The organism is Bradyrhizobium sp. WCU1 (assembly GCF_053474805.1).
In genome coordinates this window covers 4,941,411-4,953,181 of record NZ_CM130280.1, presented here as the reverse complement: position 1 = coordinate 4,953,181, position 11,771 = coordinate 4,941,411, and the positions used below count along the sequence as shown (strand labels likewise).

Annotated in this window: 10 protein-coding genes; 2 read left to right on the top strand and 8 right to left on the bottom strand. The window is 66.7% G+C overall.

Translation table 11 applies throughout. The features are described from left to right. Positions 1–22 precede the first annotated feature (22 nt). Complete coding sequence (locus tag ACTUWL_RS22935; RefSeq protein ID WP_021081517.1) at positions 23–991, bottom strand: LysR family transcriptional regulator; 969 nt, start codon at positions 989–991, stop codon at positions 23–25. 99 nt (positions 992–1,090) lie between these two features. Here ACTUWL_RS22935 and bla point away from each other — a divergent pair, with 99 nt between their 5' ends. Next, on the top strand, positions 1,091–2,008 hold the full coding sequence (gene bla, locus ACTUWL_RS22930; RefSeq protein ID WP_021081516.1) for a class A beta-lactamase: 918 nt from the start codon (positions 1,091–1,093) through the stop codon (positions 2,006–2,008). Between the two features lie 154 nt (positions 2,009–2,162). Beyond that, positions 2,163–3,077 (top strand): ankyrin repeat domain-containing protein, encoded by a 915-nt coding sequence (locus tag ACTUWL_RS22925; RefSeq protein WP_021081515.1) that lies wholly within the window; start codon positions 2,163–2,165, stop codon positions 3,075–3,077. 325 nt (positions 3,078–3,402) lie between these two features. Here ACTUWL_RS22925 and ACTUWL_RS22920 read toward each other — a convergent pair whose 3' ends face one another. The 7 genes from ACTUWL_RS22920 to ACTUWL_RS22890 all read right to left on the bottom strand — a co-directional run bounded on the left by ACTUWL_RS22920 (position 3,403) and on the right by ACTUWL_RS22890 (position 11,719). Further along, a complete protein-coding gene (locus ACTUWL_RS22920; RefSeq protein WP_021081514.1) occupies positions 3,403–3,969 on the bottom strand; it encodes a c-type cytochrome in 567 nt (188 codons plus the stop codon). Positions 3,970–4,056: 87 nt separating this feature from the next. Continuing rightward, positions 4,057–5,766: a pyrroloquinoline quinone-dependent dehydrogenase gene (locus ACTUWL_RS22915; RefSeq protein ID WP_021081513.1), complete on the bottom strand. Its 1,710-nt coding sequence runs from the start codon at positions 5,764–5,766 to the stop codon at positions 4,057–4,059. 413 nt (positions 5,767–6,179) lie between these two features. Further along, positions 6,180–7,670, bottom strand: a complete 1,491-nt coding sequence (locus ACTUWL_RS22910; RefSeq protein WP_021081512.1) for an ABC transporter substrate-binding protein — start codon at positions 7,668–7,670, stop codon at positions 6,180–6,182. A gap of 173 nt (positions 7,671–7,843) precedes the next feature. Then, positions 7,844–8,872, bottom strand: a complete 1,029-nt coding sequence (locus ACTUWL_RS22905; protein ID WP_021081511.1) for an ABC transporter ATP-binding protein — start codon at positions 8,870–8,872, stop codon at positions 7,844–7,846. Beyond that, complete coding sequence (locus tag ACTUWL_RS22900; RefSeq protein ID WP_021081510.1) at positions 8,869–9,873, bottom strand: ABC transporter ATP-binding protein; 1,005 nt, start codon at positions 9,871–9,873, stop codon at positions 8,869–8,871. Before ACTUWL_RS22900 ends, ACTUWL_RS22905 begins: the two co-directional genes overlap by 4 nt. Positions 9,874–9,875: 2 nt before the next feature. Next, positions 9,876–10,772, bottom strand: a complete 897-nt coding sequence (locus ACTUWL_RS22895) for an ABC transporter permease (RefSeq protein ID WP_021081509.1) — start codon at positions 10,770–10,772, stop codon at positions 9,876–9,878. Beyond that, complete coding sequence (locus tag ACTUWL_RS22890) at positions 10,769–11,719, bottom strand: ABC transporter permease (protein WP_021081508.1); 951 nt, start codon at positions 11,717–11,719, stop codon at positions 10,769–10,771. Before ACTUWL_RS22890 ends, ACTUWL_RS22895 begins: the two co-directional genes overlap by 4 nt. Between the last annotated feature and the right edge of the window lie 52 nt (positions 11,720–11,771).

Here is an 11,771-nt window from a genome sequence, read left to right as displayed (position 1 = left end):
CGGGCAGCTTGCGCCTCGTCCGCTAGCGACGGCGCTTCTTCGATGCGGGCTTTACCGGCTTGCGCTTTGCCTTGCCCCTCGCCTTTGGCCGCGGAGCCGATGCACCGTTCTCGCTCTCATCCACTTCCGCTCGCAGCGTATCGAGCAGCCAGTCGCGGAAGGCGCGCATGCCGGGCGTCACCACGCGCGACTTCAGCCAGGTCAGCCAGTACGACCCTGCCGGGACCTCGGCCGCGAACGGCCGCTTGAGCCGGCCGGACGCCAGCTCGTTTTCAAACATCGCGATCGGCACCAGCCCGACGCCGACGCCGCGCGCGGCGGCCTCGGCCATGCCGACCGAGCTGTCGAAGATCGGCCCCTGGATCTTCGGGCACGGCGCACCGGCGACTGCAAACCACAACGGCCATTCCTCGGCGCGGTAGGAGCGCAGCAAAAATTCCTGCGCGAGATCCGACGGCTTGCGCAGCCGCGCCGCCGCATCGGGACAGCATACCGGCGACAGCGGCGCCGACAGCAGGTGGATCGCCTCGGTGCCGTGCCACGAGCCGTCGCCGAAGCGCAGCGCGAGATCGAGCCCGTCGCCCGCGATGTCGACGCGGTTGTTGTTGGTGAGCAGGCGCAGGTCGATATAGGGATGTGCGCGCTTGAAGCGGTCGATCCGTTGCAGCAGCCATCCGGTCGCGAACGTCGTGACGCAGCCGACGGTGACGACCTCGCGCGTGCCCTTGGCCTCGATGCGGTCGATCGCAGCGCCGATCCGGTCGAACGTGTCCGACAGCACCGGCAGCAGCGCCAGCCCCTCGTCGGTGAGCACCAGCCCGCGCGGCAGGCGGCGGAACAGGCTCGCGCCGAGCAGATCCTCCAACTGCTTGACCTGATGGCTGATCGCGGTCTGCGTCACGCGCAGCTCCATCCCCGCGCGGGTGAAGCTCAACAGCCGCGCCGAGGCCTCGAAGGCGCGCAAAGCGTTCAGTGGGAGGTGCCGGCGCATGGCGTCATGACCAAGTTTTTCTCATGCCTCGTTGTATAAATGATCGTTTGTGCGCCGTCACGCCGTTCGGCAGGTTCGCGCCGCCAACGGAGACGGGACATGCTGACGAGACGGACATTGGGATTGCGCGCACTGGGCCTTGCGGCCTCCTGGACCCTGCTGCGGCAAAGTGCAGCGGCGGGACAGAGTGCAGCGGCGGCACCGGGCGCGCCGGCGCAACGGCTGCAGGAGGAGTTTGCACGCATCGAGCTGGCGACCAGCGGCCGGCTCGGCGTCGCCGCGCTCGACATGGAGACGGGATTGCGCGCGAACCGGCGCGGTGACGAGCGGTTCCCGATGTGCAGCACCTTCAAGGCGATGCTGTCGGCCGCCGTGCTGCACCGGGTCGATCGCGGCGAATCCAGCCTTGATCAACGGATGCAGGTCGAGGCCAAGGATATCTTGGCCTACGCGCCCGTCGCCAAGCAACACGTCGGGTCGGGCATGACGCTGGCCGAACTCTGCGAGGCTGCGATCACGCTCAGCGACAATACCGCGGCCAACCTGCTGCTGCGCGAGATCGGCGGGCCTGCCGGCTTGACCAGCTTCTTCCGCACCATTGGCGACAATGTCAGCCGGCTCGACCGCTGGGAGGTGGAACTGAACGAGGCCGTACCCGGCGATCCGCGCGACACCACGAGCCCGGTCGCGATGCTGAAGAATCTGCAGCGCGTCGTGCTCGGCGATGTCCTGCAGGCCGCCTCGCGCCAGAAGCTGGTGGACTGGATGGTCGCCAACAAGACCGGCGACGCGAGGCTGCGCGCCGGCGTGCCGCGCGACTGGCGGGTCGGCGACAAGACCGGCACCGGCGAGCGCGGTACTTACAACGACATCGGCGTGTTCTGGCCGCCCGGCCGCAAGCCGATCGTGGTGACGGTCTACCTGACCGGAGCCAGCGCGCCCATGGACAAGTGCAACGAGGTGATCGCCAATGTCGCGCGCGCCGTCGCGAATGCGAGCGCCGGGCAGAGCGGCTAGCGCGGCAGAGCACCACCGCGCAGTACAACATCGCTGCGCGGCACAACATCGCTGCGCGGCTTGGCATCGCTGCGCGGCTTGGCAGCAACCGAGGATCATGCGACGTTCGATCCCAATGGCGCTGCGCTCAGCAGGGCTATACGGAGGACACGTCTTGTATCGCCGCATCGCCCTCGCCGTGCTGTTTGTCGTCGGCCACATCCACGCCGGCTTTGCTGCGGCCGATCCGGCCCGGTGCCGCGAGCAGACCCGCAAATACGAGACCGACAAGGCCCAGCTCAGCGCGGTCGAAATCTCGCTGGCGCTGTTCGCTGCCGCCAATGCCGACTGCATCAACCTTGCCACCACACTGCTCGACGGCGGCGCCTCGGTGGACGCGCGGGACCGACTGGGCGCAAGGCCGCTGAGCCACGCGGCCCGCTCCGGCCATCTCGACATGGTCGACCTGCTGCTGGCGCGCGGCGCGCCGGTCGATGCCCGCAACCTCGCGGGTTCGACCGCGCTCTACTTCGCCGCCGAGCGCGGCCACGCCGCGATCGTGCAGCGGCTGATCGACCACGGCGCCGACGTCAATCTCGCCGGGCGCAGCGGCGCCTCCCCGGTCGCGGCGGCGGCCTATGCCGGCAGGGACATGGTGGTGCGCATGCTGCTGGCACACGGCGCCGACGGCCGCAAGGCCGACGACACCGGCAAGCCGCCGGTGGTCTATGCGGCGGCCGGCGGTCAGCTCGGCATCGTCAAGCAGTTGCTTGCGCTCGATATCGACGTCAACGCCCGCTACGCCAATGATCTGACGCTGCTGATGTGGGCCGCCGGGCCTGACGAGGCCGTGGCGGAAGCGCAGGCGCTCGAGGTGGTCTCGTATCTCCTGGACGCGGGCGCCAGGGTCGACGAGCGCGATGCGCGCGGACGCACGGCGCTGATGATCGCCGCCGAAGGCAATCATCCCGCGATCGCGAAAGCGCTGCTGGCTCACGGCGCCGATGCCGCGCTGGCCGACAAGGCCGGCAAGCACGCCGCCGATCTCACCATCCTGTCGGCGCTGCGCGCGGAGCTGACGCCGCGTTGAGACATAAGCGGCCGGATATCAGCATCCTGAAGGCAGTGCGCCCCCTCTCCCGCTTGCAGCAAGGCAATCGCATATGAAAATCTCGGTGTCGTCCCGGCCGAGTGCGCGCTTGCGCACGGAGCCGGGACCCAACCCCAGGGAGCGGTTGCGGCGCGGGCAAACGACCACGAGTCTTCGCCAAACCAAATCCTGTGGTTATGCGTCCCGGATCTGCGCTCCGCTTCGCTGCGCTTGTCCGGGACGACGAAGTTTTTTTGCCATATGCTATTGGCCTGCCCGCAAGCCGGGGAGATGCAACCGGAACGCCGCGCGACCTTCGTACCGCTTACAGCCCCGCGAGATACTCCACCAGCGCCGCGAGGTCGTCGGGCGAGGTTGCCAGCATCAGGTCGGACATGCCGGGATTGTTGCCGCGTGCGCGGGTGCGGAAGTCGGCGATGGTCTTGGCGAGGTAGTCCCGTCCCATTCCGGCGAGCCGCGGCACCGTGCCGTCGCCCTGGAAGCGATCGAGATGGCAGGCCGGACAGCCGACCGATGCGCTGGCACTTTGCGCCTTCGCCGCGACGTCCTTGGCCGCGCGCGGCTGGCCGAGGTCGGGCCACGGCTTCTGCGAGAGGTATTCCGCGATCGCCAGCATGTCGTCGCGCTCGAATTGCGCCGCGATCGGCTGCATGATCTCGCTCTTGCGATCGCCGCGCTTGAAGTCGCGCAGCTGGATATAGAGATAGCCGGCCTGCTGGCCCCAGATCGTCGGAATGGTCTTGTCGACCGGCTTGCCGGCCTCGCCGTGGCAGCCGGCGCAGACTGCGACCTTGTCCTCGATCGTCTCCGCGCGCGCCTGGGCTGCCATCAGCAGCAGCACGGCACAGCACATCACTAGCTTACCGAACATGGGCTCATCCGAACAAAGAGAGGCGGGACCGACCGGGTCCCGCCTCGCCGTCAATATTTAGACGTTGATTATGCATCCCGCCCCGGCTCAGTCGAGCGTGAAAGCGATGATGTTGTTGCCGCGCTTGTAGTCGAGCTGGGTGTTGCCGCCAGCGCCGACCACGACATATTGCTTGCCGCCGATCACGTAGCTCGACGGCGGCGCATTGACGCCCGCGCCGGCGCGGAAGCTCCACAGCTCCTTGCCGTTCGAGGAGTTGTACGCCGCGAACTTGCCGTTGCCTTCGCCGGTGAACACCAGGCCGCCGGCCGTGGCGAGGATGCCGCCGATCATCGGCTCCGGCGTCTTGACCTGCCACTTGATCTTGCCGGTGTTGTAGTTCACCGCCGTGATGTTACCCGACTGCTTCTCGCTCGGGATCACCTTGAAGGCGCCGCCGAGCCACAGCTTGCCGTTCGGATAGGCCGAGCTCTCGACATGGTAGGTCATCGGCTGGTGCAGGTTGATGGCGTAGGCCAGCTCCTGTCCCGGATCGGTCGCGATCGGCGACCATTCGACGCCGCCATTGGCGCCGGGCAGCATGCGCGCGCCTTCCTTGGTCGGCAGCACCCACATGTTCTCCTGCGGCACCATCGCCTCGGAGAAGCGGATCAGGCTACAGTCCTTGCGATCGTGCACATAGATGTGCCCGGTCTTGCCGGCATGGATGACGCCGGGAATGGTCTTGCCGTCCTTGTCCTTGACATTGACCAGCACCGTCGGGCTGACCGCGTCGAGGTCCCACACGTCATGGGCGATGTACTGGAAGTGGCAGACATACTTGCCGGTGTCGAGATCGAGCGACACCAGCGAGTTGGTGTAGAGGTTGTCGCCGGGCCGGTTGGAGCCGTCGAGGTCGGGCGACGGGTTGCCGACCACGAAGTAGATCCGGTTGGTCGCGAGATCGACCGACGGATTCTGCCACACACCGCCGCCGAGCTTGGCATAGGGATCGCCGATCTTGGCGAGCATGTCCTTCTCAGCCTGGATGTTGCGATGCATGTCGCGGCCGGTGGCGTCCTTGGTCGCCCAGACGCCGACCGAGTTCTCCGGAATGGTATTGAAATTCCAGAGCTGCTTGCCGGTCTTGGCGTCATAGGCGCGCACGAAGCCGCGGATGCCGTATTCGCCGCCATTGGTGCCGATCAGGACCTTGTCCTTGACCACGGTCGGCGCCATCGTCTCGCTGTAGCCGAGCTCGGGATCGGCGATGTTGGTGGTCCACACCACCTCGCCGGTCTTGGCATTGAGCGCCATCAGCTTGGAATCCAGCGTTGCCAGATAGACCCGGTCGCCGAGCACCTGGACGCCGCGATTGTTGGGACCGCAGCAATAGACCGTGATCGGGCCCATCTTGTGGGCATAGTGCCAGAGCTGCTGGCCGGTCTTGGCGTCGAGCGCATAGACATGGCTGAACGACGTCGTGACATACATCACGCCGTCGACGACGATCGGCGACGTCTCGAGCGACTCCTTGACGTCGGTCTGGAAGATCCAGGCGACGTGCAGGTTCTTCACATTGTCGCGGCTGATCTGCTTGCCCGGATAAAACCGGGTCTGGGCGTAATTGCCGTTGGTCAGCAGGAAGTCTTTCGCGTTCTTGTCGGCTGCGTTGAGCTGCTCCTGGGTCACCGGCGAGACATTGGCGTTGCCGGCGACCGACTGTTTCTCCTGCTTGACTTCCTGTCCGATCGCCGCGCCGGACAACAGGCCAACGCCGACCGCTGCGGCGAATGCCGCAAGCCCTTTCAGATGCATATTTTCCCCCGGTATTTCTTGGTTGGAATATTAGGGATGGTGTTTGCTACTTCCCCTTCGAGGCCTGGCCGCCCTAGCAAGCGCACATCGTCGCGTGATCCGGTTGCGCTGCAATAGATAATCAAAATGACAACGACAGGTATCGATGGACGGTTCCATGTTAGCGCTGTCCTTCACAAAGACAATCGATGCGCTCAATGCGAAGCCGGAACAGGCCGCGTTCGCGCCAGCGAAACGCTATGCTGCCGGGCAGGCATCAAGCCGAGCGATATCGATGACTTGCGGCGCCTGCGCGCATCGCTCGACGCCGACGCCTTCGCAAGCGCAGCACGCAAAATGAGACTAGGCGTCAAGCGGCGCCATCGCGCGAGAAGCCGCGCCGGCTGAGGCCATCGATCTCCGCCGGCGCGCGCCTACTCCCAGGACCAGGCCGAGAAATCATTCTCGAACTGCGGGGCTTCCTTCCACACGCCCTTCAGCTTCTTGCTGGCGATCGTGATCAGTTGCGGCTGGAACAGGAAGCCGGCCACGGCATCGGTCGCCAGCATGCGCTGGGCGTCGCCGAGCAGCTTGGCCCGGACGGCCTGATCCGGCGTCGCCATGATCTGCTGGTAAAGCGCGTTGAACGCCTCGGACTTGTAGCCGAGATAGTAATCCGGCTCGGTGAGCTTCACGAGGTCGAACGGCTCGACATGCGCGACGATGGTGAGGTCGTAATTGTGCGGCCCGGTGAAGACCTGGGACAGCCACTGCGCCCATTCCACGTTCTCGATCTTGGCAATAATGCCGACCTTGGCGAGCTGGGCTGCGAGGATTTCGCCGCCCTGCCGAGCGTAGGACGGTGGCGGCAGCCTGAGGCTGAGCTCGAGCGGCGTCTTGACGCCGGCCTCGGCCAACAGCTTCCTGGCCAACTCCGGATCGTAGGGGTTGATGCCGGTGGTATCGACATAGCCGAGCGAGCCTGGCGTATAGAAGCTGCCGATCGGCGTGCCGAAGCCGTCGACCGCGCCGCCGATCATCGCCTTGCGATCGATCGCAGCCAGGATGGCGCGGCGAACCCTGACGTCGTCGAGCGGCTTCTTGCGCTCGTTGATACCGACGATGGTTTTTGTTCGCGAGCCGCCGATCAGCACATTGAAGCGCGGATCGGCCTTGAATTGCGCCAGGCTGCGCGCCGCCGCAACCCGCGGAAAGGCGTCGACGTCGCCCGACAGCAGCGCCGCGACCTGGGCTGCGGGATCGCCGATGAAACGGATCGTCACCTTGGCGAGCTTGATCGCCGCGGCGTTGCGATAGTCAGGCCATTTCACCAGCGTGATCGACGAACCCTTGGCCCAGCTGCCGAGCGTGTAGGGGCCGGTGCCGACCGGCTGCGTCGCATCGGTCGGCGCGCTCTTCGGCTCGACGATCGAGCCCGTCGCCTGGCCGAGCAGGAACGGCAGGTTCGGCTCGGAATATTTCAATGCGACGACGACGGTCTCCGGATCAGGCGCCGTCACCGATGCGAAGGCCTGGTACAGGCTCTTGTCCTTGTTGGTCGAGGTCGGCGCCGCGGCGCGGTCGAACGAGAACTTCACCGCGGCGGAATCGAACGGCTCGCCATTATGGAATTTGATGCCCTTGCGGAGCTTGAAAGTATAGGTCTTGAGATCGGGCGAGGCCTGCCAGCTCTCGGCGAGCAGCGGCGACACCGAGCCGTCCTCGTTGATCTTGGTCAGGGTCTCATAGACGTTATAGAGCGTGACTTCGGCAATCGCCGCCGCTGCCGCGTTGGTGGGATCCAGCCCCGGCGGCTCCAGCGTCATGCCCATCACGACGCTGTCCTTCTTGCCCTGCGCGAGGCTCGGCAGCGGCGCGGCAACGAGTGCGGCAGCCGCCGCGATGACGCACAATTTCCTCAACATTGGTCTGCTCCCCGGACGTATGCTCTTGTCAGCCTAGAGCATGATGAGTTTTGGTCGAGTCAGTTAGACTCGCAAGGTTCGTTCACCTCTCCCCAGCGGGGAGAGGTGAATTCCCACTGCTGCTCCAGATCAACCTAATCTCATCAAGCGTTAGGCTAACCCTTCACAAAAGACTAACCGGCCTCGGCGACCACCGGCGGCAGCGCCATCACGGCATCAGTGTGATGGCAGGCCGCCAGATGGGCGTCTCCGACATTGCGTAGCGCAGGCGCGGTCGCGCGACAATGCTGGTCGGCCAGCGGACAGCGCGGCGCGTAGGGGCATCCGACCGCGGCCGAGGCCTGCGAGCCGACCGGCTGCGCGCCGCGGCGCCGCCGGACGCCCCCGGCGCGCGCCCGCGGAACCGCATCGAGCAGCGCACGCGTATAGGGATGGGCAGAGTGCGCGAACAGATCGGCGGGCCGCCCCTGCTCGACGATCCGCCCGAGATACATCACCGCGATCTCGTCGCAGATGAGATCGACCACCGCGAGGTCATGGCTGATCAGGATGTAGCTCAGGCCGAACTCGTCCTGCAGGTCCTGCATCAGATTGAGCACCTGCGCCTGCACCGAGACGTCGAGCGCCGAGACCGGCTCGTCGGCGACGATCAGCTTCGGCTGGGTGATCAGCGCGCGCGCGATCGCGATGCGCTGGCGCTGGCCACCGGAGAATTCGTGCGGAAACTTGTCCATGTCGGCATCGCGCAGGCCCACCTGCCGCAGCACCGTGGCGACGCGGTCGCGCAAGGTCCCGCGATCGATGCGGCCGAGCGCGGTCAGCGGCTCGGCGACGATGCGCGCGATGGTCTGCCGCGGATCGAGCGAACCATAGGGATCCTGGAACACCATCTGGAAATCCCGGCGGGCGCGGCGCAATTCATCCGGCGGGATCCGGTTGAGGTCGCGGCCGAGCAGCGAGACCGTGCCCGCCGACGGCCGCTCCAGCGCCATCACCAGCCGCGCAAAGGTCGATTTGCCCGAACCGGATTCGCCGACCACGCCGAGGCTCCTGCCCGGCATGACCTGCGCCGTCACGCCGTTGAGCGCGTGCACCTGCGCCGCCGGCTTGAACAGGCTATCGCGCGGCAGCGTGTAGCGCTGCGCGAGGTCCTTCACCGCGAGCAGCGGCGTTCCGGGTGAAGGCTGGTCCGGCATCGTCATGCGCCGACGCTCCCAGCAGCCATCGAGACGTCGGTCCTGATGCAACGCACGCCATGCGCGGCGCCGACATCGACCACGACCGGCAGCGCCGCGCGGCAGCGCGCCTCGGCGATCGTGCAGCGATCGGCAAAGGTGCAGCCCGCGGGCAGGTCGGCCAGCTCCGGCACCGTGCCGGCGATGGTCTTGAGCCGCGTCCCCTTGCGCGCGCCGAGCCGCGGGCGGGCGCGGAACAGGCCCTGGGTGTAGGGATGACCCATCCGCGTGAACACGGCATTGGTCTCGCCGCTTTCGACGACGGTGCCGCCATACATCACCATCATGCGCTCGACATTCTCGGCGATCACGCCGAGATCGTGCGAGATCAGGATCATCGACATGCCGCGCTCCGCCACGAGGCCGGCGATCAGATCGAGGATCTGGCCCTGGATGGTGACGTCGAGCGCGGTGGTCGGCTCGTCGGCGATCAGGACGTCGGGCTGGCAGGCCAGCGCCATCGCGATCGTGATGCGCTGGCGCTGGCCGCCTGAGAATTGGTGCGGATAGGCATCGACGCGCTTCGCCGCATCGGGCAGCCCGACACGATCGAGCAAGGCGATGGCCTCCTGCCGCGCCTGCGCCGCCGAGACGCCGGTGTGGCGCAGCAAGGGCTCGGCGACCTGGTGCCCGATCGTGTGCATCGGATTGAGCGCGGTCATCGGCTCCTGGAAGATCATGCTGATGCGGTTGCCGCGCAGCCTGCAATAGGCCGCATCAGGCAGCCCGACCAGCTCCGCGCCTTCGAGCCGAATGCTGCCGCTGATCACGGCGCTGTCCGGCAACAGCCCCATCAGGGCCAGCGCCGTGACCGACTTGCCGCAACCGGATTCGCCGACCAGGCCGAGCGTCTCGCCGCGGCGAAGCGCAAAGCTGACGCCGCGCACCGCCTGCGCCGGGCCGCGGCTGGTGTTGAGCCTGACGCCAAGGTCCTTCACTTCGATCAGCGGCGCGTCTTCCTTGGCCATGCTCACCGCTCCTGCGCCAGACGGGGATCGAGCAGATCGCGCAGGCCGTCGCCGAGCAGATTGAGCCCGAGCACCGCGATCGCGATCGCGGCGCCCGGATAGACCGCGAGCATCGGCGACTGGAACAGCAGGGTCTGCGCATCGTTGAGCATGCGCCCCCAGGACGGCTGCGGCGGCTGGGTGCCGAGCCCGAGATAGGACAGTGCGGCCTCGGCGAGGATCGCGAGCGCGAACTGGATCGTCGCCTGCACGATCAGGATCGAGAGGATGTTCGGCAGCACATGCTCGATCGTGATGCGGAATGAGCCCTTGCCCGCGGCGCGCGCGGCCAGCACGAATTCACGGGCCCAGATCGCATTGGCCGAGCCGCGGGTGACGCGGACGAAGGTCGGGATCTGGAAGATGCCGATCGCGGTGATCGACGTCACCATGCCGGGGCCGGCGACCGCGGCGAGCATGATCGCCGACAGCACCGCTGGGAAAGCGAAAGTGAAGTCGCTCATCCGCATGATGAGCTCCTCGGTCCAGCCCTTGCGCGCGGCGGCGACCAGGCCGAGGCCAACGCCGAAGCTCAGGCCGATCCCCACCGCAATGACGCCGACCATGATGGTGGAGCGCGCGCCGACCAGCAGCAGCGAGACGATGTCGCGGCCGAGCACGTCGGTGCCGAGCCAGTGCGCCGCCGTCGGCGGCTGCAGTTTCGACGCGACATCGATGTCGGTAGCCGACCACGGCGTCCAGAGCAGCGACAGCAGCGCGGCGCCGAGCACGAACAGGCTGAGCACCGCCCCGAGCACGAAGCTGCGATGGCGCAGCGCGCGGCGCCAGAAGCCGGTCACAGGCCGCGCGCCCGGTGCGATTGCCGCGGTGCCGGCGGCTGCGGTCAGCGGCGTGCTCACAGGTTGGCGACCTTGATGCGCGGGTCGATGAAGGCATAGAGCACATCGACCACGAAATTGACGATCACGACCATCGCGGCCAGCAGCATCACGCAATTGCGCACCACGATCAGGTCGCGATTGGCGATCGACTGGAAGATCAGCCGTCCCAGGCCCGGCAGATAGAACACGTTCTCGATCACGATGGTGCCGGCCAGCAGATTGGCGAATTGCAGGCCCATGACGGTCATCACCGGGATCATGGCGTTGCGCAGCACATGGCGCCACAGCACCTCGCGCCTGCCGAGCCCTTTCGCGCGCGCGGTGCGGACAAAGTCCTCGCGCAGCACCTCCAGCACGGCCGAGCGGGTGACGCGGGCGAGGATCGCGGCCTGCACCACCGCGAGCGAGATCGACGGCAGCAACAGCGAGCGGATTCCCGGCCAGATGCCGTCATCCCAGCCGGCAAAGCCGCCGGCGGACAACAGTTGCAGCTTCACCGAGAACAGCAGGATCAGGAGGATCGCGAACCAGAAATTCGGCAGCGCGATGCCGATTTGGGTCAGCGACATCACGCCGACATCGCCGAGCTTGTTGTGATTTGCCGCAGTGTAGATGCCGGCGGCGAGCGCCAGCACCACGGTGATCAGCATCGACATGATCGCGAGCGGGATGGTCAGCACCAGCCGCTCCGCGATCAGTCCGGCCACCGGCGTGCCATAGACGTAGCTGTTGCCGAGGTCGCCGACCGCCATGCCCTTGAGCCAGAGCAGGTAGCGTATGGTGAGCGGCTGATCGAGGCCGAGCTTGACGGTGAGCGCGCGCACCGCATCGGGCGAGGCATCGGCGCCCATCAGCATCTGGGCGGCATTGCCGGGCAGCGCGTCGAGCACCAGGAAAATGATCAGCGAGGCCGCGACCAGCGTCGCCAGCAGGGTCAGGATCCGCCGCAGAAAGAATACGCTCATGCCCGCCAGCAACACGTGCAGGGTGTGGCTGTGCCAAGCCGGTACCGCAACG